Below are 25,781 nucleotides of genomic sequence, written 5' to 3'. Positions count from 1 at the left end.
ATCGCGCGGCGCGGTGGCGAGGCGCCGCGCGGCATGCCCATCAAGCCTCGAGCGACGCCTGCGCAATGCGCCGCCCGCTTACTTCGGCGGCGGAGGCGGCAGCTCGTCCGGGCCGGCATTGGCGCGGATCCAGGCGGCGCGTTGCGCCGGCGTCATCGCTTCCCAGCGGTCGCGCAGCGCCTTGCGCTGGTCCGGCGGCAGCGCGCGCATGCGGTCGAACAGCACCCGCGCCTCCTCGCGCTGCTGCGGGGTCATGTCCTCGTAGCGGCGCGCGCCCTTGCGCGCGCGGTCGCGCTGCTCGGGGGTCATCGCCTGCCAGCGCTGCGCGTGCTCGAACATGCGTCGGCGTTGCTGCGGGACGTCGTTCCAGCGCTGGCGCAGGGGCGCGATCAGCAGGTCGCGCTGCTGCGGACTCAGGTGTTCCCAGTCGGGCAGCGGCGGGCCGCTATCGTCGTCGCGGTCGGCCGCGCTCGGCGGCGGCGGCCCGGGCGGGGGCGGGGCGGCGAAGGCCGCCGGGACGGCGCTGCCGGCTAGCAGCGCCAGCGCCAGGGAAAGAGAGATCAGGTGAGTCATCGGGTTCATTCCATTGCCAGCGAGGTATCGGAGCCCAGCCACAGGTACAGGTCGGGATTTTCGTCCAGCATCGCGGTCGCGGCCTGGTCGGTGTCGGCGGCCGCGCCCGCCGGCGTGGTCGCGACCGCGCTGGTGCCGGCGGCGACGCTGGCGGTGGTGGTGGGCGGCACCGACGCGGCCGGGCGCAGCAGCAGGTGCACGCCCAGCGCCGCACCGAGCAGCGCCGGCACTGCCGCCAGCAGCCAGCCCCAGCGGCGGCCCGGTGCCACGTGCGTCTGGCTGGCCTGCTGGCGCGCGGTGCGCAGCCGCGCCAGGGTCGGCGCGGGCAGGGCCCGCAAGCCGGCCTGGTGGACGGCGCGCAGGCGCGCGTCGAAGTCCGCCGAGCGGATGCGATCGGATGTCATCGGACGTCCTCCAGATGTTTCTGCAGCGCCTCGCGGGCGCGTGACAGGTGGGTTTTCACCGAGCCTTCCGAACAGCCCATCGCGCGGGCGGTGGTGGCCACGTCCAGCTCTTCCAGCACGCGCAGGGTGAATGCCTCGCGCTGCCGGGCCGGCAGCGCGCGCAGCGCCGTCACCAGTCGCGCATGAGTCTGCCGGCGCTCGTGCTGCTCGGACGGATTGGGGCCGTCGTCGGCCCAGTCCGGCGGGCTGTCCGCCTCGCGCTCGCTGGTCGGCGCCCAGAAGCGCAGGCGGAAGTTGCGGCGGCGCTGCAGGTCGATGATGCGCCGGCGCAGGATGCTCCAGAACAGCGGCGTCCATTCCTGCGCCGGGCGCTCGCGGTAGGCCAGCAGCTTGATCATCGCGTCCTGTACCGCATCCAGCGCGTCCTCGCGCTGGCGCAGGCCGGCTTCGGCGAAGCGGAACGCGCGCGGCCCGATCTCGGCCAGGAACGCATCCAGCGACGCCGGCAGCGGGCGCTGTTCGGTGTCGGCATCGGTCGACGGCGGTGCGAGGGCGGGCGTGCTCACCAGCACAGCTTAGCTTCCTGGCGGGGGGATGCCGTGGTAAACGCGCCGTAGCGGTCGCGGTTGACCGGCCGCGGCACGCGCGCCGGCGCGGCGGCAGCGCACAGTAGTTCAGCAGGCGGTTATGATGCGGCGGACGGGCGCGGCGCCCGGGAGAACAGTGCGATGAGCGACGGGTTCGTGGCCTTGTACATCTTCATGCTGGCGGCCATCGCCGGGCACGTGATCATCTCGCGGGTGCCGGTGATCCTGCATACCCCGCTGATGTCCGGTTCCAACTTCATCCACGGCATCGTCCTGATCGGCGCGATGGTGGTGCTTGGCCATGCCGACACCCCACTGGAAAAGGCCATCGGCTTCGTCGCGGTGCTGCTTGGTGCCGGCAACGCCGCCGGCGGCTACGTGGTGACCGAGCGCATGCTGGACATGTTCAAGTCCAGCAAGCCGGACGCTTCCAAGACCAAGGCGAAGGACTGAATGCGCGCCACCCGCGCAGCGTCGCGGCGCTCGTCGTCGTCGTCCTGCTCGCGCTGCCGCTCGGCAGCGCGCCGGGTGGTCTCTCCCACTTGCTGCCGCTCGGGCAGATGTCCTTTTTCGGAGCACGCCTGCTGATGGAACTGTTGCCGATCCTGATCAAGAGCAGCTACCTGGTCGCCGCCACCCTGTTCCTGCTCGGCCTGCAGCGCATGGCCTCGCCCAGGACCGCGCGCAGCGGCATCCGCTGGGCCGGTGTCGGCATGCTGCTGGCGACCGCCGCCACCTTCCTGCTGCCGGGCCTGCACAACCTGCCGCTGATCGTGCTGGCGATCGTGCTTGGCACCGCCGCGGCGTGGATCTCGGCCAAGAAGGTGGCGATCACCGACATGCCGCAGATGGTCGCGCTGTACAACGGCATGGGCGGCGGCTCGGCGGCGGCGATCGGCGCGGTGGAGCTGCTGCGCTTCTCGTTCCTGATGCGCCGCGACACCACCCATTGGAGCGAGGCCGCGATCGCCGCGCTGGCCGCGCGCCAGCCCGATGCGACGACACTCGCGTTGGCGGTGATCGGCTCGGCGATCGGCGCGGTGTCGCTGTCCGGCTCGATCATCGCCTGGGCCAAGCTCGACGGGTGCCTGGACAAGCGCGTCACCTTCCCCTCGCAGCAGGCGTTCAACCTGCTGGTGTGCGTGGCGATGCTGGGCGTGGGCGCCTGGGCCGCGATCAGCCTGAGTCTGCTGGCGATCGTGCTGTTCTTCGTGCTCGCGCTGGCCCTGGGCGTGCTGATGACGCTGCCGATCGGTGGCGCCGACATGCCGGTGGTGATCTCGCTGTACAACGCCTTCACCGGCCTGGCGGTGGCGTTCGAAGGTTATGTGCTCGGCAACGAGGCGCTGATCATCGCCGGCATGATGGTCGGCGCGGCCGGCATCCTGCTGACCCGGCTGATGGCCAAGGCGATGAACCGGCCGATCCGCGGCGTGCTGTTCTCCAACTTCGGCGGCGGCGGCCAGGCGCAGGCGATCGCCGGCAGCCAGAAGCCGATCGAGGCCGGCGACGTGGCGGCGATGATGGCCTACGCCGAGCGCGTGGTGATCGTGCCGGGTTACGGCATGGCGGTGGCGCAGGCCCAGCACAAGATCTGGGAGCTGGCGCAGCGGCTGATCGAACGCGGGGTCAAGGTCAAGTTCGCGATCCATCCGGTGGCCGGACGCATGCCCGGGCACATGAACGTGCTGCTGGCCGAGGCCGGCGTGCCCTACGACCTGATCGCCGACATGGACGACATCAATCCCGAGTTCGCCAGCACCGACGTGTCGCTGGTGATCGGCGCCAACGACGTGGTCAACCCGGTCGCCAAGACCGACCCGGCCAGCCCGATCTACGGCATGCCGATCCTGGACGTGGTCAATTCCCGGAACGTCATCGTCATCAAGCGCGGCAAGGGCACCGGCTTCGCCGGCATCGAGAACGCGCTGTTCTACGCCGACAACACCCGCATGCTCTATGGCGACGGCGCCGAGGCCGCCAGCGCCCTGGTCAGCGAGTTGAAGGCGCTGGACGGCGGCGGGCACTGAGCCGTCGCAGGCGCGGGAATGGCGGGGGAAGGGGCAACGGTCGCGTCCGAAGGCGCGACGGCCGGCGCATCCGCAAAAACTGTAGGTGCGGTTTCAGCCGCGACGGGCGTCACCGGTAACGCCCGTCGCGGCTGAAGCCGCTCCTACAGAAACCACGATGTGCTTGATGGGGAAAGCGGATGACGAGAGGCGCGAAGCGCGGCCGTCATCGCCACGTCAGCAGCGTCAGTAGCACCCCAGGCCGCGCTCAGCGCGCGCTGAAATACGCCGTCGCCACGCCGATGCCCAGCCACAGCAGATCGCCGGGGCTGTTGGCCAGCACGGTCAGGGTCCAGGCGTAGTAGGCGCCCATCTTCAGCGACGAGTCCCACACGTTCAGGCCCAGCCCTGCGCCGATCTGCGCGGCGGCGATGCCCCAGTTGGCGGCCACGATCACCAGCACCGTGGCGATCATCGCCACCGCGATGCGCAGCCGGCCGCGCGGCAGGTTGCCCAGGCGCAGCATCCAGGCGATCTCCAACGCCACCACCACGGCCATCCAGCCGACCTGGCGACCCAGCGACAGCGCCACCAGCAACCAGGCGATCAGCGCAGTGAAACAGCCCATGGCGAGCAGCAGGGGCCACAGCCAGTGCGAGGGCCTGGCCGGCGTGGAGGAAGGCGGCATTCGATGTTCCCGGAGAAGGTGTACAGGATACTTGCGGCGCGCGCGCCGCGCACTCGGATAAACTGCACGACTTGCACCGGCGGGGCCCGTCCCCATATCGCCCCCATGTACTCACGCAGCAGCGAACCTGTCCAATTCGAACGCGATTGCGCCGCGGTGATGGTGCCGCAGGGCGACGCGGTGACCCTGCCGGCCGGCAGCTATGGCTACATCACCCAGGCCCTGGGCGGCAGCTACACGGTGTTCGTGGAGGGCAATCTGTTCCGCATCGCCGGCAAGGATGGCGATGCCATCGGCAAGGAGCCGCCGCCGGGGCTGGAATTGTCCGAGGACGCCGGCGACGAGCAGGTCGAAGCCCTGATCTGGCAGCAGTTGCGCACCTGCTTCGATCCGGAGATTCCGTTCAACATCGTCGATCTGGGGCTGATCTACGACGTGGCGATGCACGCGCGCGAGGATGGCCAGCGCACCGTCGAGGTCAAGATGACCCTGACCGCGCCCGGCTGCGGCATGGGCGAGATACTGGTCGACGACGTGCGCAGCAAGCTGGAAATGATCCCGACGGTGGCCGAGGCCGACGTCGAGCTGGTGTTCGATCCGCCGTGGGGCCGGCATATGATGTCTGAGGCCGCGCGCCTGGAAACCGGCATGCTCTGAGCTGTGCGCGACGCGTCGCGCCGGAGCCTGCAGCAGGCGCCGCCGCTGCGGTCGCCGCACCCGGCGGCCCTGGCCATCCCTCGACTACCACAGGAATCCCCGGTGTCCGCTACCGAGCCGTCCACGCAGTTCCGCCTGATCCCGTCCACCGCCGCGCGCAGCGCCGAGGCGCGCGCGCAGATCCTCGCCGCGCCGGGCTTCGGCAACTATTTCACCGACCACATGGTCGCCATCGAATGGAGCCGCGAGCAGGGCTGGCACGACGCCGAAGTGCGCGCCTACGGCCCGCTGGCGCTGGACCCGGCGGCCTCGGTGCTGCACTACGGGCAGGAGATCTTCGAAGGCATCAAGGCCTATCGCCACGCCGACGGTTCGATCTGGACCTTCCGCCCGGAGGCCAACGGCAAGCGCCTGCAGCGCTCGGCGCAGCGCCTGGCGCTGCCGGAACTGCCGGTGGAGCTGTTCGTGGAATCGCTGCGGCAGCTGATCGCGGTCGACGCGGCATGGGTGCCGTCGGCGCCGGAGACCAGCCTGTATTTCCGTCCGTTCATGATCGCCAACGAGGCCTTCCTGGGCGTGCGCGCCGCGCAGAAGGCCGGCTACTACGTCATCGCCAGCCCGGCCGGCGCCTATTTCGCCAAGGGCGTGGCGCCGGTGGCGATCTGGCTGTCCACCGACTACGCGCGCGCCGCCAAGGGCGGCACCGGCGCGGCCAAGTGCGGCGGCAACTACGCCGCCTCGCTGCTGCCGCAGCAGCAGGCGCAGGCGCAGGGCTGCTCGCAGGTGCTGTTCCTCGACCCGGTCGAAGGCAAGTACATCGAGGAGCTGGGCGGCATGAACGTGTTCCTGGTGATGCGCGACGGCAGCCTGGTCACCCCGGCGCTGTCGGGCAGCATCCTGGAAGGCATCACCCGCGACAGCATCCTGCAACTGGCCCGCGACCGCGGCATGCAGGTGGTGGAGCGCCAGGTGAGCATCGACGAATGGCGCGACGGCGTGGCCTCGGGCGAGATCGCCGAGGTGTTCGCCTGCGGGACCGCCGCGGTGGTGACCCCGATCGGGCAGCTCAAGGGCAAGGACTTCGCGGTGGGCGACCTGACCGCCCCGGCCGGCCCGGTGACGCTGTCGCTGCGCCAGGAGCTGACCGACATCCAGTACGGCCGCGTGGCCGACCGCCACGGCTGGCTGGTGCAGATGGGCTGAGCCTGCGCGTGTCCCGCGCCAGGGCGGCCGCCGGCCGTCCTGGCGGACGGGCCTGATGCCATTGTGGCGCGGGTCCGAGGTTGTGCTCGGCCATCGCGGGCGGCATCCGCGCTGGTGCGCCGTGGCGTCTGCTGCGTCGGTGCACAGTCTCCGCGATGGCTCCTGCTGACCTTTCCGGGACTGTCCGCTCCCTGGACGTTCCGTGTGCATCCCGATCCGGCGGGTGTCCTGCAGACGGCTCCGGATGTCTGTATCCGCTGTCTCTTTTTCTTGCCGATGTGTCGCGCGAGAGCCAAAAAATTGCTCCGGATTTGCCAAGTTTGGCGTCTTGCCATGTTGCGCTGCAGCAAAAACGAGGCGTAGTTCTCTTTATTACATCGAACTCGATTGCACTTCGCCATTTTGTACAACGGATTTCCGTCACACCCTGCTCCATACGCGCTTGTACTGAGCTAGCGTCGATGAATGGTCGACAACACGTGGGTCGGCCGGGCTCGCAATGCACGCCAGGTTCAGGTTAGGGCCGGACCGGTGCGGCGCGGAACACCCGCCAGCAGGCGGCTACTCAACCGAAAGGAAGTCCGAATGTCCGAAATGTCGCATCGTGGGTCGCGTCAGCGTCCTTGGCTGGTCGTGCTGGGCGCCTCCGCTCTCACCTCGTTGCTGCTGGCCACCCCAGCGTTCGCCGGTGACGTGAACCTCTCCGGCCTGTCTTCCGAGCCGACCGTGCAGCGCTTCATCGTCAAGACCCGCGACGCCGCGCCGGTCAGCATCTCCAGCGCCTCCACCGCCGCGGCGGCGCCCTCGGCGGCGCTGCGCGCGACGCTGCAATCGGCCGCCGCCGCGCTGCCGGCCAAGAACGGCCGTGCGCTGGGCCTGACCCCCCTGCGCCGCCTGGCGGTCGGGCCGGAAGTGGTCAAGGCCAGCCGCCCGCTGGACCGCGCCGAGGCCGAGACGCTGATGCGGCAGATCGCCGCCGACCCGAACGTCGAGTACGTCGAGGTCGACCAGCGCATGACCATCGCGCTGACCCCGAACGATCCGCGCCTGTCCGACCAGTGGGCCTTCGGCACCAGCGACGCCGGCATCAACGTGCGTCCGGCCTGGGACAAGGCCACCGGCAACGGCGTGGTCGTGGCGGTGATCGACACCGGCATCACCAACCACCCGGATCTCAACGCCAACATCCTGCCCGGCTACGACTTCATCAGCGACGCCGACGGCGCGCGCGACGGCGACGGCCGCGACAGCAACCCGGCCGACGAAGGCGACTGGGCCGCCGCCGGCGAGTGCTACTCCGGCTCGTCCGCGTCGAACTCGAGCTGGCACGGCACCCACGTGGCCGGCACCATCGCCGCCGTCACCAACAACAGCACCGGCGTGGCCGGCACCGCGTTCAACGCCAAGATCGTGCCGGTGCGCGTGCTCGGCAAGTGCGGCGGCTACACCTCCGACATCGCCGATGCGATCACCTGGGCCTCCGGCGGCACCGTCAGCGGCGTGCCGGCCAACCAGAACCCGGCCGAAGTGATCAACATGTCGCTGGGCGGCAGCGGCACCTGCTCGAACACCTACCAGAACGCCATCAACGGCGCGGTCAACCGCGGCACCACCGTGGTGGTGGCGGCGGGCAACAGCTCGACCAACGTGTCCAACGCGGTGCCGGCCAACTGCAACAACGTGATCGCGGTGGCGGCCACCACGTCGTCGCGGGCCAAGGCCAGCTACTCGAACTACGGCTCGGGCATCGACATCTCCGCGCCGGGCTCGAGCATCCTGTCGACCCTCAACGACGGCACCACCACCCCGGGCAACGCCAGCTATGCCTCCTACAGCGGCACCTCGATGGCGACGCCGCATGTGGCCGGCGTAGTCGCGCTGATGCAGTCGGTGGCGCCGAGCGCGCTGACCCCCGCGCAGGTGGAAAGCACCATCAAGAACACCGCGGCCAGCTTCTCCTGCTCGCAGGGCTGCGGCGCCGGCCTGCTCGACGCCAACGCAGCGGTCACCGCGGCGAAGAACGGCGGCAGCAGCGGCGGTGGCGGTGGTGGCGGCAGCAGCAACGAGCTGCAGGATGGCGTGGCGGTCACCGGCCTCAGTGCCAACACCGGCTCCTCGCTGAACTACACGGTCAAGGTGCCGTCCGGCTCCAGCAGCCTGGTGGTCACCATCTCCGGCGGCAGCGGCGATGCCGACCTGTACGTGCGCTTCGGCAGCGCGCCGACCGACTCGGCCTACGACTGCCGTCCGTACCGGAATGGCAACAACGAGACCTGCACCTTCAACTCGCCGCAGGCCGGCACCTACTACGTGCGGGTGAAGGCGTACAGCACGTTCTCCGGGGTCAGCCTGAAGGCCGACTACTGAGGCACTCCGTCGCGGCGGCCTTGCGGGCCGCCGCGCACCTCCCGGTGCCGGAACGCAGCGGTCGGCCAGGAGGCCGCCGCTGTCACCCTCGGTCGCCCCGCGCTTCGGCGCGGGGCTTTTTTGTTTGCGCGTTGCGACCGCTTTCCCGGTGTCGCGCCTGCCTCTGGATAGGCATTCCGTCGTCAAAGGTCGCGCATCACAGATCCGCATGCTGCCGCCACGACGTCCTCCACCGGAGCGGCGCCGTGCCGCTACTCGCACTGCAGGAACCGTCCTACGGCCGTCGCAGTACCGCGGCAGCCAGCGCATGCGCCGCCACGTCCGGCTGGCGCAGCGGCCGGCCGACTGCGCCATGTGGACAACCAGGGGAAAGTTTCATGTTCAAGTACATCGTGTCCCGTCGCCGCAGCGCAGCGATCCTGTTGCTGCTGACGGCGGCAGGCACCGCCACTGCCGGCGAAATCGGAGTGCAGGCACTGGCGACGACGCCGAATCCGCAGCGCTTCATCGTGACCTATCGCGACGGCATGCGTCCTGCGCTGGCCTCTCGCGCCGCTCCGCTGGCAGAGGCGGCGCAGATGCTGCCCGCCCGCCGCGGCCGTGCCCTCTGGCTGGCGTCGTTGCGGCGTTTGGCGACCGGCGCCGACGTCATTGCCGCTGACCGCAGCCTGGATCGCGTCGAGGCGGAAACGCTGATGCGCCGCCTCGCCGCCGATCCGGCGGTCGCCCGCGTGGAAGTCGATGTGCTGTTGCGGCCCACGCTGGTCCCGAACGATCCTGGTTTGCCGCAACAATGGGCGTTGGGCACGAGCGCGGCGGCGATCAATGTCCGCCCGGCCTGGGACGTGGCGACCGGCAAGGGCGTCGTGGTGGCGGTGCTCGACACCGGCATCACCGCGCACCCGGATCTGGCCGCGAACGTGTTGCCCGGCTACGACTTCATCAGCGCCCCGGCGATCGCCGGCGATGGCGGTGGCCGCGACGGCGACGCGGCCGATCCTGGCGATGGCTATCCGGCCAACACCTGCGGCACCGGAACGTCGGGGGCAAGTTCGACCTGGCACGGCACCCATGTCGCCGGCACCATCGCCGCCGTCACCAACAACGGCGCCGGCGTCGCCGGTGTGGCCTTCAATGCGAGGCTGCTGCCGGTGCGCGTGCTGGGCAAATGCGGTGGCTATCTCTCCGATGTCGCCGATGCCATCGTCTGGGCCGCGGGCGGCAGCGTGGCGGGCGTTCCCGCCAACCCCACGCCGGCCCAGGTGATCAATCTGTCGCTGGGTGCCGCCGGGAGTTGCTCGTCGACGATGGCCGGCGCGATCGCGGCCGCCGTCGCGCGCGGCAGCAGCGTCGTCGTCGCCGCCGGCAACAGCAATAGCGATGTCGCCGGCAGCGTGCCCGCCAACTGTCCGAACGTGATCGCGGTGGCGGCGACGACCGCGGCCGGCGCCCGGGCCAGTTTTTCCAACTATGGCGCGGGCGTCGACATCGCCGCGCCCGGGCAGGGCATCCTGTCCACGCTCAATGCCGGCACGCTGGCCCCCGCGGCGCCCGGCTATGCGTCCTACAGCGGCACCTCGATGGCCGCGCCGCACGTGGCCGGCGTGGCCGCGCTGGTGCTGTCGGCATCGTTGAATCCGCTCGCGCCGGCCGAACTCGAGGCGCGGTTGAAGGCCACCGCCAGCGCGCTGCCGGTGCCGTGCACGGGCGGTTGCGGCGCTGGCCTGGTGAATGCCGGGGCGGCGGTGGCGGCGACGTTGAAGGCGCAGACGCTGGTCCGCGGCGTGCCGCTGGGGAATCTCTCGCTCAAGGCCGGAACGTCGCTGTACTACCAGATCAGCGTGCCGGCCGGCACGCCATCGTTGACGTTGGCCCTGTCCGGCGGCAGCGGCAACGCCGATCTGTATCTGCGCGCAGGCGCCTTGCCGACCGATGGCGCCTACGGGTGCCGCTCGGTCGCCACCGGCACCGCCGAGCGGTGCACGCTGAAACTGCCGGCCGGGCTCTACTACGTGCGCATCAAGGCGATCACCGCCGTGGCCGGCCTGAGTGCGACCGCCACGTACTGACGCGGCTCACTCGCACAGATCGCAGGCGCGCGCCTGCAGCGCGTCGAGCACCTGCGCGGCCTCCATCTCCAGCAGCAGGCCGCGTTGCCCGGCGTTGAACCACACGCTCCCCGCGCCCAGCGCCGATTGCTCGATCAGCACCGGCGCCGGCCGCTGCTGGCCCAGCGGACTGATGCCGCCGACCTTGTAGCCGGTGCGGCGCTCGGCCTCGGCGGCCTCCATCATCCGCGCCGCCTTGCCGCCCGCGGCGGCGGCCAGCTTCTTCAACTGCACGCGGCGGTCGGACGGGACCACCACGCAGACCGCGCGGGTGTCGACCCAGGCCATCAGGCTCTTCAGCACCCGCTCCGGCGGCAGGCCCAGCGCCTGCGCGGCCTGCAGGCCCTTGGCGGCGGCCTCTGCCGCGTAGTCGTAGGGATGCAGCCGATAGGCGATGCCGGCCGCGTCCAACGCCTTGGTTGCGCGTGTGGCCTTGGACATCGTCGTCGCTCAGACTGCTTCGAAGCGGTTCGCCGCCACGTTCTTGCGCACCTGCTGCGGGTCCCAGATCCGCCCGTTCATGGCGATGTAGACGCCCGCCGGCAGCGACTGCACCGCGCCTACCGCGCAGCCGATGTTGAACTCGGCGTCGGAGCCGCGGAAGCGCGCCGGGTTCAGCGCGCCGGTCATCACGATGGTCTTGCCCTCGATCGCCTGCAGCACCTTGCCGGTCTGCACCATCGAGTCGGTGCCGTGGGTGATCAGCACATGGCGCGCGGATTGCGCGGCGATGGTGGCGCGGATCAGTTCGCGGTCTTCGTCGGTGATGTGCAGCGAATCCTTGCGGATGATCGGGATCACGGTGAAGCGGAAGGTCACGCCCAGTTCCTTGAGGATCTGGCCGATCTGCGGGTCGCCGATCTGGTAGTCGGACTTGTCGTCGAAGTAGATCTTGTCGATCGTGCCGCCGGTGGTGACGATCAGGAGTTCTTCCATTGCCGTTCCTAGAAGCATGTCGGGGCGCGGCCGTGGCCGTGCAGGCCGTCCATGATACCGGGCGCGGCGGGGCGTCCGCTCAGTCGCGTCCGGCCGTGCCGCGGCGGCGGGCGAAGCGCGCGCGGATGCCCGGCGCGCTGGACAGCCCCACCACCAGCAGCGCCAGCAGCAGTTCGGCCCAGCCGTAGCCACGCTGCGGCGGGTGGCTCCAGGCGGTCATCACGCCGTGGCTGAACCACAGCAGCGCGCCAACGCCGCTCCAGAACCGCGCCAGTGCCGAACCGCGCAACACGCCCACGGCGAGCAGCAGCGGCGGCAGCGCGAACACCAGCAGCGCGGCGAGACGGTGGCGATCGTCGTGGAACCAGGCCGCGAACAGCGCCGCCAGCGCCAGCAGCGTCGCCCCCAGCGCCACCTGCGGGCGCGCGCCGCTCATGGCGCCGCCAATCGCTGCGCGATGTCGGCCAGGCGCCGGCCGAGCGCGCGCGCCAGCTGCGCTTCTTCCTCGCTGGGCTGCGGATCGTCATCGGCGCCGGCGACGTGGCTGGCCCCGTACGGGGTGCCGCCGCTGCGGGTGCTGCTGAGCAGGGGTTCGGTGTAGGGAATGCCGACGATCAGGCAGCCGTGGTGCAGCAGCGGCAGGTGCATCGACAGCAGGGTGGCTTCCTGGCCGCCATGCAGGGAGGCGGTCGAGGTGAACACCGCCGCCGGCTTGCCGGCGAGGGTGGCGCTGGCCCAGTCGGCGCCGAGGCCGTCGATGAAGTGTTTGACCGGCGCGGCCATGTTGCCGAAGCGGGTCGGGCTGCCCAGCGCCAGGCCCACGCACTCGCGCAGGTCGCTGGCATCCACGTACGGCGCGCCGCTGTCGGGCACCGGCGGTGCGCTGGTCTGGGTGACCGCGGCCACCGGCGGCACGGTGCGCAGGCGCGCGGCCATGCCCGGCACCTCGCCGACGCCGCGCGCGATCTGCCGCGCCAGCCGCGCCACCGAGCCGCCGCGGCTGTAGTACAGCACCAGAATCTCGGCCATGCGGCCCCCTCGTGGATCGAAACGGCCGCCAGTATCGACGATGCCGGCGTCCGTGCGCATCGGGTACCCTTGCCCGATGCAGCCGCTGGACACCGTCAATCTCTGGGCCGATCGCCTGCGCGACCGCGCGCGCATGCGCAGCTTCGCCGGTTTCCTGTGGCGGCGTTTCATCGACGACCGCCTGTTCCAGGCCGCGGCCTCGCTGGCCTACACCACCATCTTCGCGCTGGTGCCGCTGGCGGTGGTGGTGTTCGGGGTGCTGTCGGCGTTCCCGGTGTTCGACAAGTGGAGCGATCAGCTCAGCGACTACATCTTCTCCAACTTCGTGCCGGCCGCGGCGCGCTCGGTGGAGTCCTACCTGCGGCAGTTCTCGGCCAGCGCCGGGCAGCTGACCACCGCCGGCGTGATCGCGCTGGTGGTCTCGCTGCTGATCACCCTCAACAGCGTCGAGCAGACCTTCAACCAGATCTGGCGGGTAGTCTCGGCGCGGCCGCAGCTGACCCGCTTCCTGGTGTACTGGACGGTGCTGACCCTGGGCGCGCTGCTGGCCGCGGCGTCGCTGGCGGTGTCGGCGCGCTTTTTCGCGCTGCCGCTGTTCAAGACCAGCGAGGGCCGGCTGCTGGCGCAGGTGGTGCTGAGCGTGGCGCCGGTGCTGATCGAGTTCGTCTGCATCACCCTGGTGTACCGGGTGGTGCCGCACCACCCGGTCAAGCTGCGCCACGCGGTGCCGGGCGCGCTGCTGGCGGTGCTGCTGCTGGAACTGGTGAAGTGGGGGCTGAGCCTGTACCTGGGCAGCTTCCAGTCCTACCAGCGCATCTACGGTACGGTCGCGTTCGTTCCGATCTTCCTGCTGTGGATCTATTTGAGCTGGATCGCGATCCTGCTCGGCGCCTCGGTGTCCTCCTCGATCGCCGCCTTCCGCTACCAGCCGGTCTCGATGCGCCTGCCGGCCGGTTACGAGATCTACGGCCTGCTGCGCCTGCTCGGGCGCTTCGCCCAGGCGCGCCGGCGGGGCAAGGGCCTGCAGGAGGACCGGATCCTGGAGCTGGAGCCGATGCTGACCGACGCGCTGGTGCAGGAACTGCTGTGCGAACTGGAACGCATCCGCCTGCTCAGCCGTACCGAGCAGGGCGACTGGATGCTGGCCCGCGACCTGGGCGACGTGCCGGTGGCCGAACTGTACGAGAATTGCCAACTGCGCATCCCCGTCGTCGAAACCTATCTGCCATGCCGCGACGACGCCCTGGGACAGGCGGCGTGCCGCGCGCTGGACGAACTGCGCCTGCCGTTGCGCGACGTGCTCAAGCGTCGCGTCGGCGACCTCTACACCGAGATCGGAGACCTTGCATGACCGCCATGCGCCTGCTGTTCCCGCTGTTCGCCGCCGCCGCGCTGCTGGCCGGGTGCGACCGCCAGCCCACGCCCAAGCCGGGCGACGGCGCCGCGACCGCCGCACCGCCCTCCGCGCCCAAGACCCCGCCCGCCCCGGAGGCGCCCGCCGCCCCGGCGGCCGGCCCGGCGGTGGTGCAGGAGACCCGACCCGAGCCGACCCTGAAGATGAAGGCGGTGGACGGGCGCGAGTACGACCTGGCCGCGCACCGCGGGCAGTGGGTGGTGGTGAATTTCTGGGCGACCTGGTGCGCGCCGTGCCTGAAGGAGATGCCGGAGCTGTCGGCCTTGCACGTGATGCGCGACAACATCGAGGTGGTGGGCCTGGCCTACGAGGACATCGAGCCGGCGGAGATGCAGGCGTTCCTGAAGCAGCATCCGGTCGCCTATCCGATCGTCATCGTCGACACCTATGCGCCGCCGGCCGACTTCGCCACCCCGCGGGGCCTGCCGATGACCTATCTGATCGCGCCCGACGGCAAGCTCGCCAAGCAGTTCCTAGGGCCGGTCACCGCCCGCGACATCGAAGCCGCGATCGCCGCCGCGGGTGGTCCTGCGCCCGGCCAGGGCAAGGGGACGGCGGCGGGGTGAGAGCGGTGGTTGCCCGGGAGGCGTGGCCGCCGCCCGGGAGTGGGGATTCGGGATTGGGGAGTTGCAGGGCGCGCCGCCGCGTGCGCGCGCTTTCGCTGCCGGGCCGCGGTAGGAGCGGCTTCAGCCGCGACCCGGAACGCTGACCTGTGGTGGTGCCGCGAGTGAACCCGCGCCTCCATCCGAGTCGTCCGGAATCAAGCGCAGTCCTTGTGGGAGGGCCTGCAGTCCCGACGGCTTGCGCGACGAGAGGAGTGGATGGTTTCGCTCGTCGCGGCTGAAGCCGCTCCTGCACGAGGCAGGCGCCTGCGTTGCACTCCGTGGCCGAGATCCATCGTAGGAGCGGCTTCAGCCGCGACCCGTTATCTCCGAAGCAGCTGACCGCACGTGCCCTGCAGCCTGCTGTCGGACGACTACATGTCAATCCCGATCCCCTAATCCCCGCTCCCGACCTCATACGACGGGATCGGCTGCAGCAGCCCGAACTTTTCCTTGTGCAGCTTTTGCTTCAGCGGCGGCAGGTCCAGGTCCGGTTCGTGCAGGCGGGTTTCCGGCAGCTGGTCGAGCAGGTGTCGGATCAGCGTCAGGCGGCCGCGCTTCTGGTCGTTGAAGTCCACCAGGGTCCATGGCGCGTAGTCGCGGTGGGTCGCTTCCAGCATCGCTTCGCGGGCGCGGGTGTAGTCGGCGTACTGGCTGCGCGACTTCAGGTCCACCGGCGACAGCTTCCAGCCCTTCAACGGGTCGTGCAGGCGTTCGGCGAAGCGCTTTTCCTGCTGCGCCTGGTCCACGCACAGCCAGTACTTGAACAGGCGGATGCCGTCGTCCACCAGCAGCCGTTCGAACAGCGGGGTCTGGCGCAGGAAGGCGTGGTACTCGGCATCGCTGCAGTAGCCCATGACCCGCTCCACGCCGGCGCGGTTGTACCAGCTGCGGTCCATCAGCACGATCTCGCCCGCCGCCGGCAGGTGCGCGATGTGGCGCTGGAAATACCATTGCGTGGCTTCGCGGTCGGTCGGCTTGGGCAGCGCCACCACCCGGCACTGGCGCGGGTTGAGGTGTTCGGCGATGGCCTGGATCGCGCCGCCCTTGCCGGCGGTGTCGCGGCCTTCGAACAGCACCAGCACGCGCTCGCCGCTGTGCTGCACCGCCTGCGCCATCGCCGTCAGTTCCAGCTGCAGCGGTTGCATCAGGGCCTTGTACTGCTTGCGCTTCAGATGGCTCATTTGTTGCTCCGCTTGCGGGGGGCGGTGCCGGCCATGCTGCGCGCCACTTCGAGCAGCGCGCCCTGCTGGCGGGTGTCGAGGGCGCGGTAGGCCTGCAGCAGGTCGTGTTCGCCGCGGGTGCGCGCCGGGTCCAGCTGGCTGGCCAGTTCGCCGAGCAGCGCGCCGGCGGGGACGCCGAAGGTGCGCGCCAGCGCGGTGAGCTGGGCGCGGCCGGGCAGTTTCTCGCCCGCCATCCAGGCCTTGACCGTGGCCGCGCCAGCGCGCGGGATGGCCGCGGCGATGTCGGCGGCGCTCATGCCGCTGGCCTTGGCCAGCAGTCGCAACGTGGTGTCCAGGGTCATGCGGGAGTCCAGGTCATTCCTTCAGCCGCGGGCGCAGCGTGGCCAGATTGCAAGGACGGGTGCGGGCATCCAGCTGCGCGGCGATGATCCGCTCCCAGGCGGTACGGCAAGCCGAGGTGGAGCCGGGCAGGCAGAACAGGAAGGTGGCGTTGGCCAGGCCGGCGAAGGCGCGCGACTGCAGCGAGGAGGTGCCGATCTCCTCGACGCTGATCGCGCGGAACAGCTCGCCGAACCCCGGCATTTCCTTGTCCAGCAGCGGCAGCAGCGCCTCGGGCGTGGAATCGCGGCCGGTGAAGCCGGTGCCGCCGGTGACCAGGATGCCGTCCACCTGCGGGTCGGCGATCCAGGCCGAGACCGTGGCGCGCATCCGATAGCGATCGTCCGGCAGCAGTTCCCGCGCATGCAGGCGATGGCCGGCGCCACCGAGGGCGGCGACCAGGTAGTCGCCGGAGCTGTCCTGGTCGAGGGTGCGCGTGTCCGAGACGGTCAGCACGCACAGGTTCAAGGCGATGAAGTCGGCGTTGGCGCTCATGCCGGCAGCCTAGCGGCTCGCCCGGCCGGCGTACAGCCTGCGCGCGCAGGCGCTTCAGCAACGGCTGCACTGGGCAATGCGCCTCGTCGCGGGCCGGGGCGGCATTGCATGGAGCGGAGCGTCGGGCGCAAGCGCCCGGGCACGGTAGCGTGGCGCACCGGGACGTCGTCCCGGGCAGGCGGCGGTGCTCGTGTAGACAGCGGGCACACGCACTCGCCGATTCAGGCGTGGAGATGGACCGGCGGGGCTCCGTCGCATGGCAGGGCCAGGGCACGTGGCCGGAAGCGGCGGACGCTGGCAGTCGGATCGGCGGCCAGCGGCAGGCGCTCGGGCGCGCGCTGCAGTGCGCGTCGCTGCGCGTCGGCGCTGTGCCACGCGGTGCATTCGAGCAGGATGCGGCCATCGTCGGACAGGTACAGGTGCGCGGCGAGCAACCCGCGCAGCGCATGCGCGCCGTTCTGTAGTGCGGCGAAGGCGGCATCGGCGCGCCCCTGCGCCTGCGCCGCATCGCGGGTCCGGACACGTGTCACCACCACGCAGGATGCCTCACGATGCGGAGCGGACACGCCACTGCGGATGCGCCGGTAGCGGCGCAGCGTCCGCCGCAGCGCCGGCAGGCGTGCGTGCAGCAGCCCGTGCAATGCGGGTGCCGCGTCGCAGCTGCAGCGCGCGTACAGCAGGTCGGGGGTGTCGCCCAGGGATTCCATCCAGGTCAGGGCGTGCAGGCGGTGGTCGCACAGGCCGCGCACGCATTCGAGCAGCGCGGTCCGGTCGGGGATGGGCGCCTCGGCGAGCAGCACGCTGCGCGTGGGGATCGGGGGAGGGGACGTGGGCGAGGAAAACGATGGCGACATCGCGAGGTCTGCACAGGGAGCGTGCGCGCAGTATCAAACCTCAAGTCGACTTTAGGTCAAGTGCTGTGACGGGTCCGCCTGCCGGGGCTGGGCATGAGCGCGATGCGCTCCGCGCTGGTTACGGTGAGTCGCGTCGCTGCGATCTGTCGCGATGGCGTGTCTGCATCAGGTGGGGCCTTGCGATGCCGCGTGCGGCGCGATCCAACGAGGCGGTACGCAGGCGGTAGCGGCGATGCCGATGACGAAGTCGCCGTCCTTCGCGCCGCGTGATGCGCCGCCGTCGCGTGCGGCGCCGCCGAGCACGGTCAGGTCGGCGCGGCGCCTTGCCAACCGTGGCGGGCCGCGGTGTCGCGTAGCAACGTGGCGAAGTCGTCGGCGAAGCCTTGCATATCGAACAGGCCGCTGTCCGCGCGTCGCGCCTGCAGCCGTGCGCGCAGCGCTTGCAGCGCCGCGGGATCGCGACCCAGGCGGACCGCGGTGGCGATGAATGCCGCATCGTCGGCGGCGTTCATCTCGTCCAGGCCCAGATGATGGTTGAGGCTGCCGGCCACGCGGGCGGCGAAGGTGCTGCCGGGGCAGGTCAGCACCGGGCAGCCGGCCCACAGGGCGTCGGAGGCGGTGGTGTGCGCGTTGTAGGGATGCGTGTCCAGGAACAGATCGGCGTGCCGGTAGCGCGCCAGGTAGTCCGGATGCGCCAGCTTGGGCATGAAGCACAGGCGCGTCGGCGCCACGCCGGCCGCCGCTACCGCCGCACGCAGCCGGTCGTCGGCCTGGCCCGGGCCGGACAACAGCCACAGCACGCTGTCCGGCACCTGCCGCAGGACCTCCAGCATCCGCGCCACGCTGTGCGGACCGAGCTTGTAGCTGTTGTTGAAACAGCAGAACACGGTGCCGCGCTCGGGCAGGCCGCAATCGCCGCGTGCGGGTGGGGTGCCGATGTGGCGGGTGTCGTCGGAAGGCTGGAACGCGCGCGGCAGCCGCAGCACCTTCTCGCTGTAGTGCGCGGCCAGCGCCGGCGGCAACGCGTAGGCGTCGCCGACGACGTAGTCGATCCAGGGCGCGCCGGAGGTACCGGGGTAGGCCAGCCAGTTCAACTGCAGCGGCGCCGGACGCAGGGCGAGCACTTCCGGCGCGCCGCCGCCGCCCCAGCCGCGCAGGTCGAACAGCAGGTCGATGCCGGCGTCGCGGATCTGCCGCGCGGTCTGCCGATGCGGCTGCCCGGCCACGGTGTGCCAGGTGTGCGCAGCGGCCTGCAGGCGCGCGCGCAGCACGCTGCGGTCGTCGTGGTTGAGCGCGAACAGGTGCACCTGCAGGTCGGCATGCGCGCGCAAATGCTCGAACAGGGCGACGGTCAGCAGGCCGGTGGGGTACGCGCCGAACCCGTTGGACAGAAAGCCGATGCGCAGCGCGCCGTCGCCGCGCACCCGCGCAGCGGGCAGTGGCGCCAGGGTGCGCGCCAGCGCCTGGGCACGGTTGCGTGCGCAGCGCAGCTGTTCGTCCGCGCCCGCGTCCTCGTTGAGGAAGGCGAACGGTTCGATCGCCGGATGCCCCTGCCGCACGGCGCTGCGCACCTGCTGCGACAGCGCGTCCAGTCCGCGCCAATCGCACAGCTTGCGCCGCCAGTTCAGCAGGTAGGCGGCGATCGACGGTTCCTGCGGCAGCAAGCCGTGCGCGTGCGCATAGGCCTGCGCCGCGGCTTCCGCCTCGCCATTGTCTTCCAGGGCATGGCCCAGCCAGACCGCGATGCCCGGGTGCTGCGGCGCCTGCCGCAGCGCCTCGCGCAGCGCCTGCACGGCCTCGGCATGGCGGCCCTGGGTCCAGCGCACCCGGCCAAGCCGCGCCAGCGCTTCCGGATGGCCCGGGCGCAACTGCAGCGCGCGCACTGCGGCCTGTTCGCCGGCGGCCACCGCGCCGGCACCGAGTTCGGCGTCGGCGAGCATCACCCAGGCCAGGAAATCCTGCGGATCGCGCCGCACCGCGGCGTGCAGCTGCAGGCGTTCGTCTGCGCCGCCGCCGTTCATGCGGCCGCGATGGCCGCGACCGGTCGCGGGCGGCGCACGCTCATGGCACCAGCGCCTTGGCGTAGTGCTGTGCGCTCAGGTCCTGCTGCCAGCCGCAGGCGCGGTACAGCGCCTGCGCGCTGAGATTGTCCTGCGCCGTTTCCAGCACGATGCGCACTGCGCCGTCGTCCGCGGCGTGGCGTTCGGCCGCGTGCAGCAGTGCCTGCGCCACGCCGTGGCGGCGATGGGCGGGCGCCACGTACAGATCGTTGAGGATCCACAGCCGCGCCGCCCGCACCGAGGAGAAGGACGGGTACAGCTGCACGAAGCCGGCGGCCTGCGCCGCGCGCTCGGCCAGCAGCACGACCGACTCGGCGCGCGCCAGGCGCGCGGCCAGGAAGGCGTGCGCGGTCGCCGCATCCGGCGCCTGCCCGTAGAACTGGCGGTAGGCGTCGAACAGCGCTGCCAGCGCCGGCAGGTCGTGCGCATCGGCCTGGCGCACGCGCAGGTTCATGGGCTGTCGCTCAGCCGCGCCAGCTCGTCGACCTGATGCTCGTGGCTCAGGCGCCCGATCAGCGCGTCGAGGTCGCCCTCGATCACGTTCGGCAGATCGTACAGGGTCAGCCCCTCGACACGGTGGTCGGTGATGCGGCCCTGCGGGAAGTTGTAGGTGCGGATGCGCTGGCTGCGGTCGCCGCTGCCGACCTGCAGCTTGCGGTCCTGCGCCTCGGCCGCGGCCTGCTTGCTGCGTTCGGCCTCCAGCAGCTGCGCCTTGAGCCGCTTCAGCGCCTTGTCGCGGTTGGCGTGCTGGCTGCGCTCGGTCTGGCACTCCACCACCACGCCGCTCGGCACGTGGGTGATGCGGATCGCCGACTCGGTCTTGTTGACGTGCTGGCCGCCGGCGCCGGAGGAGCGGAAGGTGTCGATCTTCAGGTCGGCCGGGTTGATCGCGATCTCCTCCACGTCGTCGGCCTCGGGGATGATCGCCACCGTCGCCGCGGAGGTGTGGATGCGGCCCTGCGACTCGGTGGCCGGCACGCGCTGCACGCGATGCGTGCCGGATTCGAACTTCAGCCTGGAGTAGGCGCCGCGGCCGACGATGCGTGCCACGATCTCCTTGTAGCCGCCGTGTTCGCCGGGGCTGTCCGATTCCACCTCGACCTTCCAGCCCTGGCGTTCGGCGTAGCGGGCATACATGCGGAACAGGTCGCCGGCGAAGATCGCCGCCTCGTCGCCGCCGGTACCGGCGCGCACTTCCAGGAACAGGTTGCCGTCGTCGCGCGGATCGCGCGGTACCAGCAGCAGCGCCAGTTCCGCGTCCAGCTCGGCCAGGCGCGCCTGCGCGGCGGCGATTTCCTCCTCGGCCAGCTCGCGCAGCTCCGGATCGGCGCGCATCGCCTCGGCCGAGGCCAGGTCGGCCTTGGCCGCGGCCTCGGCGGCCAGCGCGGCGGCGACCGGCTCCAGTTGCGCGAACTCGCGCGAGTAGTCGCGGAAACGCGCGTTGTCGCTCACCACCTCGGGATCGGACAGCAGGCGTTCGAGTTCTTCGCGACGCTCGGCCAGCGCCTCCAGCTTACGGCGCAGGGTCGGTGTCATCGGTCTTCAGGATCGGGTGGAAATAGCCCGGCTTTTCCGGGAACAGGCGCTCGGCGGCGCGGGCCAGGTCGGCGTCGCCGCGCAGCGCCGCCTCGCGCAGCGCCGCGGTGGGCGGGTGCAGCAGGCGGTTGGTCAGGGTGTTGGCGAGGAACTCCAGCACCTCCTCGGCGGGCTTGCCGTGCGCCAGTTGTTGCCGCGCCTTGGCCAGCACGTCGTCGCGGGTGTTGTCGCCGTGCGCGCGCAGGCGCTTGAGCGGCGCCTGCCGGGTGCTGGCCTGCAGCGCCTCCATGTAGCGCACCACCTGCAGGTCGATGATCGCCTCGGCCGCCTCGGCGGCTTCGCGGCGGCCGCGGCGGTTGTCCTCGACCGCGCGCTCCAGGTCGTCGACGGTGTACAGGTAGGCGTCGGCCAGGTCGGCCACGCCGGCCTCGATATCGCGCGGCACCGCCAGGTCGAACAGCAGCATCGGCTTGTGCTTGCGCGCGCGCAGCGCCTGCTCGACCTGCGCCCGGGTCACTACCGGCTCGCGCGCGGCGGTGGCCGAGAACACCACGTCGGCCTCGTGCAGGTGGCGCTCCAGCTCGCTCAGCGGCAGCGCCACGCCGCCGTGGCGGCTGGCCAGTTCCTGCGCGTGGGCGAGGGTGCGGTTGGCGATCAGCAGGCGCCGCACGCGGCCCTCGCTGAGATGCTTGGCGGCCAGCTCGATGGTCTCGCCGGCGCCGACCAGCAGCACGGTGGATTCGCTGAGCCGGGCGAAGGAGTTCTGCGCCAGGCGCACCGCGGTGGAGGCGACCGACACCGGATTGGCGCCGACCCGGGTGTCGGTGCGCGCGCGCTTGGCCACCGAGAAGGTCTGCTGGAACAGCCGGTCCAGGCGGCCGCCCATCGCCCCGTGCTCGCGCGCCAGCGACCAGGCGTCCTTCACCTGGCCGAGGATCTGCGGCTCGCCCAGCACCATCGAGTCCAGCCCGGTGGCGACCCGGAACAGGTGCCGCACCGCGTCCGCGTCCTGGTGCTGGTACAGGTAGCCGTGCAGGCCGGCGGCGTGCGAGTCCAGCCAGTCGGCCAGGTGCTGCGCATCGCTGGCGATGGCGTACAGCTCGGTGCGGTTGCAGGTGGACAGCAGCGCCGCCTCGGCGACGTCGGGCAGCGCGCGCAGCGATTGCAGCGCGCGCGGCAACGCATCGCCGGCGAATGCCACCCGTTCGCGCAGGTCGACCGGCGCGGTCTGGTGGTTCAATCCGAGCACCCACAACGTCATCTGTTCAGTTGCTTGCGATAAGCTGCTGGCCATTCAAGGGCCCCATTTTACGGCCCGGCCGCTTCCGATGCCCGCACTGATTCGCATCCGTACCTTTCTGTTGCTGTCCGCAATCGCCGCCGTGGCCGCACCGGCCGCCGCCAAGGCGCCGAGCCCCGCCCAGGATGTGATGACGCCGGTGCTGGCCGGTGAGTTCGCGCTGCAGGCCGGGCAATTGGCCGACGCCTCGCGCTGGTACCTGCAGGCGGCCAACGCCAGCCCGGGCGATGCCGGCCTGGCCGAACGCGCCACCCGCATCGCGATGCTGGCCAACGACAGCACCGCCGCCGCCCAGGCCCTGGCGCTGTGGCGGCAGCGTGCGCCCGAGTCGCTGGCCATGCGCAGCGCCGAGGCCGCGCTGGCCCTGCGCAACGGCAACCTGCGCCAGGCGCGCAGCCTGCTGGTGGCCCTGCTGCGCGACAAGGACCCGCGCGGCTGGCGCTTCGCGCTGATCGCCCTGGTCAGCGGCAACCGCGATCCGGAGGTCGCGGCCAAGGCCCTGGACCAGTTGCTCGACGCCAACGCCATCCCCGACCAGCTCGAGGCCTGGCAGGAGTTCGGGCGCCTGGCGCTGCGCCTGGATCAGCCCAAGCTGGCCGAACGCATCGTCGACCAACTGGTCAAGCGCTTCCCGCAGGAGCCGCGGGTCGCGCTGCTGCATGCCACGCAGTTGCAGCAGGCGGGCAAGACCGAACAGGCGCGGGCGCTGCTGCAGGGCGTCGAGCCCGAGGTGGCGGGCGACCCGGACCTGCGCACCGCGCTGGCCTACGCCTACGACGCGATCGGCGACACCGCTGCCGCGGCGCGGGTGCTGGCGCTGGGGCCGCAGACCACCCAGAACTACGGCCTGCGCGCCTCGATGCTGGCCAAGCTGCAGGACAACGCCGCCCTGACCGCGCTGTACGACGAGCTGCGCAAGGGCGCCGACCGGCCCGATCCGGAGCGGCGCCTGTTGCTCGGCAAGATCGCCGAGTTCCTCAAGCGCAACCAGGAAGCGGTGGACTGGTACCGCGGCGTGCCGGGCGGTCCGCTGCGCAGCGAGGCGCGGCTGCGCGCTGCCGGCGCGCTGTACGCGCTTGGCCAGAAGGACGCCGCCTTCGCCGAGGCGCGCGCGCTGCAGGACGATGCCGAGGCCGACGATGCCGCGCGCCGCGACGCCTACGTGCTGGAGGCGGAACTGCGCCAGCGCAGCGGCGACGACGCCGGCGAGCTGCAGGTGTTCGAGCGCGGCCTGGCCGCGTACCCGGACGACAACGCGCTGCTGTACGCACGCGGGTTGGCCTGGGAGCGCCGCGACCGCATCGACCGCGCCGAAGCCGACCTGCGCAAGATCCTGGTCACCGAGCCGGAGAACGTGGCGGCGCTGAATGCGCTCGGCTACACCCTGGCCGACCGTACCAAGCGCTACCGCGAGGCGCTGCAACTGATCGACCGCGCACGCACCGCCGACCCCGACAATGCCGCGATCATCGACAGCTACGGCTGGGTGCTGTATCGGCTCGGCAAGACCCAGGAAGCGCTGGTGCAACTGCGCCGCGCCTGGAGCCTGGTCAAGGATCCGGAAATCGCCGCGCACATCGGCCAGGTGCTGTGGGAGCAGGGCAAGCGCGAGGAAGCCAACAAGTACTTCGAGGAGGCGCGCAAGCTCGATCCGGACAATCGCGCGCTGCGCCGCGCGCTGGAACAGGTGGCGTCGTGAGTTCCGGTCTGCGCGCCGCCTGGGCGCTGGCCGCCGGGCTGTTGCTGGCCGGTTGCAGTGCGCTGCCGACGCGCGCCCCGGCGCCGGTTGCCGTCGCCGCGCCCGATGCCGCCGCGCAGCAGGCCGAGGCGGCACGCGCGCAGTGGCTGCAGGCGCATCCGGACTGGGCGTTCCAGGGGCGGGTGGCGATCACCAAGGGCCGCAACGGCGGCAGCGGCCGCATCGACTGGACGCAGCGGCAGCGGCAGTACGAAGTGCAGCTCAGTGCGCCGGTGACCCGGCAGAGCTGGCGCCTGATCGGCGACAGCCACTCCGAGGCCGGGCGCCTGGAAGGGTTGGAGGGCGGCCCGCGCGAGGGCGAGAACGCCGAGCAACTGCTGCTGGAGGCGACCGGCTGGGAAATCCCGGTCAACCTGCTGCCGGACTGGGTGCGCGGGCTGGTGGCGACCGACGCGCAGGCGCCGGAGCGGGTCGACTACGACGCGCAGGGGCGGCCGCACACGCTGCGGCAGATGGGCTGGGAGATCGAATTCCAGGACTGGTACCCGCCCAGCGACGGCCGTCCGGCACTGCCGCGGCGCATCGAGGCGCGCAACGGCGACGCCAAGGTGCGCCTGCTGGTCGACGCCTGGACCGTGCCCGCGCCATGAGCGGGACCATCGACGGGGGCTGGTCGAGCTGGCCGGCCCCGGCGAAGCTGAACCTGTTCCTGCAGATCACCGGCCGCCGCGCCGATGGCTACCACCAGCTGCAGACCGTGTTCCGGCTGCTGGACTGGGGCGATACGGTGCACCTGCGGTTGCGTCCCGACGGGGTGGTGGCGCGGATCGGCCCCTCTGTGGCCGGCGTCGCCGAGGCCGACGACCTGCTGGTGCGGGCTGCGCGGCTGCTGCAAAAAGCGGCGAATGTCGCGCAAGGGGTGGAGATCCGCGTCGAAAAGTGCATCCCGGCCGGTGGTGGCTTCGGGGGCGGCTCGTCCGATGCGGCGACCGCACTGGTGGCGCTGAACGCGCTGTGGGGCGCCGGGCTGGACGAGGACGCCCTGGCCGCGCTCGGCCTGTCGCTGGGGGCGGACGTGCCGGTGTTCGTGCGCGGGCGCGACGCCTGGGCCGAGGGGGTGGGGGAGCGGTTGACCCCGCTCGCGCTGCCGCCGGCCTGGTATGTGCTCGCCGATCCGGGGGTGCACGTGCCCACCGCGGCACTGTTCCAGTCCCCCGATTTGACGCGGGATGCTGCGCCCGCGAAAATAGCGGACTTCGTTTCAGGTCTCCTGCTCGGCAACGCGTTCGAGCCGGTCCTGCTTCGCCGCGAACCGGCCGTCCAGGCCACGTTCCAGGCGCTCGCGCGGATCGGCACGCCACGCTTGACCGGATCGGGAAGCGGTTGTTTCGTCGAGTTCGCCGATCGCGCTGCCGCCGTGCGCGCGCTGGCGGACTTGCCGGATGGGATGCGCGCCTGGGTGGCAGGTGGCGTCCCGCGTTCGCCGCTGCTCGACGCGCTGGAGGCTTGGCACAGGTTTACGCAGGGGCGTCGCCAAGAGGCCCAAGGCACCAGGTTTTGATCCTGGCATTCGTAGGTTCGAATCCTACCGCCCCTGCCATTGTTCCACGCGGATCCGCCTGCATGCGCATGCGCGGCCGGATCCGACAGGCGCGGCGCCGCCCCGCCTGACCGCCGCCGGTTCCACGTCGTTTCGTC

27 protein-coding genes and 1 tRNA gene are annotated in these 25,781 nt (G+C 71.3%); 12 read left to right on the top strand and 16 right to left on the bottom strand.

Annotated features, from left to right (window positions below; all coding sequences use genetic code 11):
• Positions 1–78: 78 nt before the first annotated feature.
• Genes NKJ47_RS17285 through NKJ47_RS17275 form a run of 3 tightly spaced genes read right to left on the bottom strand, consistent with a single transcriptional unit; the run spans position 79 to position 1,549 of the window.
• A complete protein-coding gene (locus tag NKJ47_RS17285) occupies positions 79–573 on the bottom strand; it encodes a DUF3106 domain-containing protein (protein ID WP_254458988.1) in 495 nt (164 codons plus the stop codon).
• 5 nt (positions 574–578) lie between these two features.
• Positions 579–977: a hypothetical protein gene (locus NKJ47_RS17280; RefSeq protein ID WP_254458987.1), complete on the bottom strand. Its 399-nt coding sequence runs from the start codon at positions 975–977 to the stop codon at positions 579–581.
• A complete protein-coding gene (locus NKJ47_RS17275) occupies positions 974–1,549 on the bottom strand; it encodes an RNA polymerase sigma factor (protein WP_254458986.1) in 576 nt (191 codons plus the stop codon). The genes NKJ47_RS17280 and NKJ47_RS17275 overlap by 4 nt, the downstream gene beginning before the upstream one ends.
• A gap of 156 nt (positions 1,550–1,705) precedes the next feature.
• Between NKJ47_RS17275 and NKJ47_RS17270 the strand changes: the two genes are divergently transcribed.
• Both NKJ47_RS17270 and NKJ47_RS17265 read left to right on the top strand, forming a co-directional pair.
• Positions 1,706–2,017: an NAD(P) transhydrogenase subunit alpha gene (locus tag NKJ47_RS17270; protein WP_254458985.1), complete on the top strand. Its 312-nt coding sequence runs from the start codon at positions 1,706–1,708 to the stop codon at positions 2,015–2,017.
• 134 nt (positions 2,018–2,151) lie between these two features.
• Entirely contained in the window at positions 2,152–3,594 is a 1,443-nt protein-coding gene (locus NKJ47_RS17265) for an NAD(P)(+) transhydrogenase (Re/Si-specific) subunit beta (RefSeq protein ID WP_429002450.1), read from the top strand.
• A gap of 247 nt (positions 3,595–3,841) precedes the next feature.
• Here NKJ47_RS17265 and NKJ47_RS17260 read toward each other — a convergent pair whose 3' ends face one another.
• Positions 3,842–4,261 carry a hypothetical protein gene (locus tag NKJ47_RS17260; RefSeq protein WP_254458983.1) on the bottom strand — a complete coding sequence of 140 codons (420 nt, stop codon included), beginning with the start codon at positions 4,259–4,261 and terminating at the stop codon, positions 3,842–3,844.
• Positions 4,262–4,366: 105 nt separating this feature from the next.
• Here NKJ47_RS17260 and sufT point away from each other — a divergent pair, with 105 nt between their 5' ends.
• The 4 genes from sufT to NKJ47_RS17240 all read left to right on the top strand — a co-directional run bounded on the left by sufT (position 4,367) and on the right by NKJ47_RS17240 (position 10,557).
• Positions 4,367–4,918: a putative Fe-S cluster assembly protein SufT gene (gene sufT, locus NKJ47_RS17255; RefSeq protein WP_254458982.1), complete on the top strand. Its 552-nt coding sequence runs from the start codon at positions 4,367–4,369 to the stop codon at positions 4,916–4,918.
• 135 nt (positions 4,919–5,053) lie between these two features.
• Entirely contained in the window at positions 5,054–6,121 is a 1,068-nt protein-coding gene (locus NKJ47_RS17250) for a branched-chain amino acid aminotransferase (RefSeq protein WP_429002547.1), read from the top strand.
• Between the two features lie 594 nt (positions 6,122–6,715).
• On the top strand, positions 6,716–8,488 hold the full coding sequence (locus NKJ47_RS17245; protein WP_429002546.1) for a S8 family peptidase: 1,773 nt from the start codon (positions 6,716–6,718) through the stop codon (positions 8,486–8,488).
• Between the two features lie 377 nt (positions 8,489–8,865).
• Complete coding sequence (locus NKJ47_RS17240) at positions 8,866–10,557, top strand: S8 family peptidase (protein ID WP_254458979.1); 1,692 nt, start codon at positions 8,866–8,868, stop codon at positions 10,555–10,557.
• Between the two features lie 6 nt (positions 10,558–10,563).
• Here the strand turns inward: NKJ47_RS17240 and ybaK are convergent, their stop codons facing one another.
• The 4 genes from ybaK to wrbA all read right to left on the bottom strand — a co-directional run bounded on the left by ybaK (position 10,564) and on the right by wrbA (position 12,561).
• Positions 10,564–11,037 (bottom strand): Cys-tRNA(Pro) deacylase, encoded by a 474-nt coding sequence (gene ybaK / locus NKJ47_RS17235; RefSeq protein WP_254458978.1) that lies wholly within the window; start codon positions 11,035–11,037, stop codon positions 10,564–10,566.
• Positions 11,038–11,046: 9 nt separating this feature from the next.
• Positions 11,047–11,532: an asparaginase domain-containing protein gene (locus tag NKJ47_RS17230; RefSeq protein WP_254458977.1), complete on the bottom strand. Its 486-nt coding sequence runs from the start codon at positions 11,530–11,532 to the stop codon at positions 11,047–11,049.
• Positions 11,533–11,611: 79 nt separating this feature from the next.
• Entirely contained in the window at positions 11,612–11,968 is a 357-nt protein-coding gene (locus NKJ47_RS17225) for a DUF2069 domain-containing protein (RefSeq protein WP_254458976.1), read from the bottom strand.
• Entirely contained in the window at positions 11,965–12,561 is a 597-nt protein-coding gene (gene wrbA / locus NKJ47_RS17220; protein ID WP_160959182.1) for an NAD(P)H:quinone oxidoreductase, read from the bottom strand. Before wrbA ends, NKJ47_RS17225 begins: the two co-directional genes overlap by 4 nt.
• 76 nt (positions 12,562–12,637) lie before the next feature.
• On the opposite strand from wrbA, the gene NKJ47_RS17215 reads away from it, so the two are divergent.
• Both NKJ47_RS17215 and NKJ47_RS17210 read left to right on the top strand, forming a co-directional pair.
• Positions 12,638–13,912, top strand: coding sequence for a YihY family inner membrane protein (locus tag NKJ47_RS17215; protein ID WP_254461456.1), 1,275 nt, complete (start codon positions 12,638–12,640; stop codon positions 13,910–13,912).
• The gene (locus tag NKJ47_RS17210; RefSeq protein WP_429002449.1) at positions 13,909–14,541 is read left to right on the top strand and encodes a TlpA family protein disulfide reductase; all 633 of its coding nucleotides are present in this window, start codon (positions 13,909–13,911) and stop codon (positions 14,539–14,541) included. The genes NKJ47_RS17215 and NKJ47_RS17210 overlap by 4 nt, the downstream gene beginning before the upstream one ends.
• A 431-nt stretch (positions 14,542–14,972) precedes the next feature.
• On the opposite strand, the gene ppk2 is transcribed toward NKJ47_RS17210, so the two are convergent.
• From ppk2 to hemA, 8 genes are all read right to left on the bottom strand, one after another.
• Entirely contained in the window at positions 14,973–15,761 is a 789-nt protein-coding gene (ppk2, locus tag NKJ47_RS17205) for a polyphosphate kinase 2 (RefSeq protein ID WP_254458975.1), read from the bottom strand.
• Positions 15,758–16,102, bottom strand: coding sequence for a helix-turn-helix domain-containing protein (locus NKJ47_RS17200; RefSeq protein ID WP_254458974.1), 345 nt, complete (start codon positions 16,100–16,102; stop codon positions 15,758–15,760). Before NKJ47_RS17200 ends, ppk2 begins: the two co-directional genes overlap by 4 nt.
• Before the next feature lie 13 nt (positions 16,103–16,115).
• Entirely contained in the window at positions 16,116–16,634 is a 519-nt protein-coding gene (moaB, locus tag NKJ47_RS17195) for a molybdenum cofactor biosynthesis protein B (protein ID WP_254458973.1), read from the bottom strand.
• A gap of 221 nt (positions 16,635–16,855) precedes the next feature.
• The gene (locus NKJ47_RS17190; RefSeq protein WP_254458972.1) at positions 16,856–17,488 is read right to left on the bottom strand and encodes a hypothetical protein; all 633 of its coding nucleotides are present in this window, start codon (positions 17,486–17,488) and stop codon (positions 16,856–16,858) included.
• 305 nt (positions 17,489–17,793) lie between these two features.
• Positions 17,794–19,509 (bottom strand): tetratricopeptide repeat protein, encoded by a 1,716-nt coding sequence (locus NKJ47_RS17185; protein WP_254458971.1) that lies wholly within the window; start codon positions 19,507–19,509, stop codon positions 17,794–17,796.
• A gap of 40 nt (positions 19,510–19,549) precedes the next feature.
• A complete protein-coding gene (locus NKJ47_RS17180; RefSeq protein ID WP_254458970.1) occupies positions 19,550–20,002 on the bottom strand; it encodes a GNAT family N-acetyltransferase in 453 nt (150 codons plus the stop codon).
• Complete coding sequence (gene prfA, locus NKJ47_RS17175; RefSeq protein ID WP_254458969.1) at positions 19,999–21,084, bottom strand: peptide chain release factor 1; 1,086 nt, start codon at positions 21,082–21,084, stop codon at positions 19,999–20,001. The genes NKJ47_RS17180 and prfA overlap by 4 nt, the downstream gene beginning before the upstream one ends.
• The gene (gene hemA / locus NKJ47_RS17170) at positions 21,062–22,345 is read right to left on the bottom strand and encodes a glutamyl-tRNA reductase (protein ID WP_254458968.1); all 1,284 of its coding nucleotides are present in this window, start codon (positions 22,343–22,345) and stop codon (positions 21,062–21,064) included. Before hemA ends, prfA begins: the two co-directional genes overlap by 23 nt.
• 67 nt (positions 22,346–22,412) lie before the next feature.
• Here hemA and NKJ47_RS17165 point away from each other — a divergent pair, with 67 nt between their 5' ends.
• The 4 genes from NKJ47_RS17165 to NKJ47_RS17150 all read left to right on the top strand — a co-directional run bounded on the left by NKJ47_RS17165 (position 22,413) and on the right by NKJ47_RS17150 (position 25,683).
• A complete protein-coding gene (locus NKJ47_RS17165) occupies positions 22,413–24,083 on the top strand; it encodes a tetratricopeptide repeat protein (RefSeq protein WP_254458967.1) in 1,671 nt (556 codons plus the stop codon).
• A complete protein-coding gene (gene lolB / locus NKJ47_RS17160; protein ID WP_254458966.1) occupies positions 24,080–24,733 on the top strand; it encodes a lipoprotein insertase outer membrane protein LolB in 654 nt (217 codons plus the stop codon). Before NKJ47_RS17165 ends, lolB begins: the two co-directional genes overlap by 4 nt.
• Complete coding sequence (gene ispE / locus NKJ47_RS17155) at positions 24,730–25,644, top strand: 4-(cytidine 5'-diphospho)-2-C-methyl-D-erythritol kinase (RefSeq protein ID WP_254458965.1); 915 nt, start codon at positions 24,730–24,732, stop codon at positions 25,642–25,644. Before lolB ends, ispE begins: the two co-directional genes overlap by 4 nt.
• A tRNA-Gln gene (locus NKJ47_RS17150) sits at positions 25,607–25,683 on the top strand. The genes ispE and NKJ47_RS17150 overlap by 38 nt, the downstream gene beginning before the upstream one ends.
• Positions 25,684–25,781 lie beyond the last annotated feature (98 nt).

It is taken from the genome of Xanthomonas sacchari, from assembly GCF_024266585.1.
Lineage (GTDB): Bacteria > Pseudomonadota > Gammaproteobacteria > Xanthomonadales > Xanthomonadaceae > Xanthomonas_A > Xanthomonas_A sacchari_C.
The sequence above is the reverse complement of the archived record's forward strand: the minus strand, read 5'-3'. Positions and strand labels throughout refer to the sequence as shown.

Coding starts and splice junctions, on each gene's coding strand:
- wrbA (WP_160959182.1), bottom strand. CDS start 12,561: ATGGCCGAGATTCTGGTGCTGTACTACAGCCGCGGCGGCTCGGTGGCG.
- NKJ47_RS17230 (WP_254458977.1), bottom strand. CDS start 11,532: ATGGAAGAACTCCTGATCGTCACCACCGGCGGCACGATCGACAAGATC.
- NKJ47_RS17245 (WP_429002546.1), top strand. CDS start 6,716: ATGTCGCATCGTGGGTCGCGTCAGCGTCCTTGGCTGGTCGTGCTGGGC.
- NKJ47_RS17190 (WP_254458972.1), bottom strand. CDS start 17,488: ATGTCGCCATCGTTTTCCTCGCCCACGTCCCCTCCCCCGATCCCCACG.
- NKJ47_RS17265 (WP_429002450.1), top strand. CDS start 2,152: ATGGAACTGTTGCCGATCCTGATCAAGAGCAGCTACCTGGTCGCCGCC.
- NKJ47_RS17270 (WP_254458985.1), top strand. CDS start 1,706: ATGAGCGACGGGTTCGTGGCCTTGTACATCTTCATGCTGGCGGCCATC.
- ispE (WP_254458965.1), top strand. CDS start 24,730: ATGAGCGGGACCATCGACGGGGGCTGGTCGAGCTGGCCGGCCCCGGCG.
- moaB (WP_254458973.1), bottom strand. CDS start 16,634: ATGAGCGCCAACGCCGACTTCATCGCCTTGAACCTGTGCGTGCTGACC.
- NKJ47_RS17240 (WP_254458979.1), top strand. CDS start 8,866: ATGTTCAAGTACATCGTGTCCCGTCGCCGCAGCGCAGCGATCCTGTTG.
- hemA (WP_254458968.1), bottom strand. CDS start 22,345: ATGACGTTGTGGGTGCTCGGATTGAACCACCAGACCGCGCCGGTCGAC.
- prfA (WP_254458969.1), bottom strand. CDS start 21,084: ATGACACCGACCCTGCGCCGTAAGCTGGAGGCGCTGGCCGAGCGTCGC.
- NKJ47_RS17225 (WP_254458976.1), bottom strand. CDS start 11,968: ATGAGCGGCGCGCGCCCGCAGGTGGCGCTGGGGGCGACGCTGCTGGCG.
- ppk2 (WP_254458975.1), bottom strand. CDS start 15,761: ATGAGCCATCTGAAGCGCAAGCAGTACAAGGCCCTGATGCAACCGCTG.
- NKJ47_RS17285 (WP_254458988.1), bottom strand. CDS start 573: ATGACTCACCTGATCTCTCTTTCCCTGGCGCTGGCGCTGCTAGCCGGC.
- NKJ47_RS17200 (WP_254458974.1), bottom strand. CDS start 16,102: ATGACCCTGGACACCACGTTGCGACTGCTGGCCAAGGCCAGCGGCATG.
- NKJ47_RS17260 (WP_254458983.1), bottom strand. CDS start 4,261: ATGCCGCCTTCCTCCACGCCGGCCAGGCCCTCGCACTGGCTGTGGCCC.
- NKJ47_RS17185 (WP_254458971.1), bottom strand. CDS start 19,509: ATGAACGGCGGCGGCGCAGACGAACGCCTGCAGCTGCACGCCGCGGTG.
- NKJ47_RS17280 (WP_254458987.1), bottom strand. CDS start 977: ATGACATCCGATCGCATCCGCTCGGCGGACTTCGACGCGCGCCTGCGC.
- sufT (WP_254458982.1), top strand. CDS start 4,367: ATGTACTCACGCAGCAGCGAACCTGTCCAATTCGAACGCGATTGCGCC.
- NKJ47_RS17165 (WP_254458967.1), top strand. CDS start 22,413: ATGCCCGCACTGATTCGCATCCGTACCTTTCTGTTGCTGTCCGCAATC.
- ybaK (WP_254458978.1), bottom strand. CDS start 11,037: ATGTCCAAGGCCACACGCGCAACCAAGGCGTTGGACGCGGCCGGCATC.
- NKJ47_RS17180 (WP_254458970.1), bottom strand. CDS start 20,002: ATGAACCTGCGCGTGCGCCAGGCCGATGCGCACGACCTGCCGGCGCTG.
- NKJ47_RS17210 (WP_429002449.1), top strand. CDS start 13,909: ATGACCGCCATGCGCCTGCTGTTCCCGCTGTTCGCCGCCGCCGCGCTG.
- NKJ47_RS17215 (WP_254461456.1), top strand. CDS start 12,638: ATGCAGCCGCTGGACACCGTCAATCTCTGGGCCGATCGCCTGCGCGAC.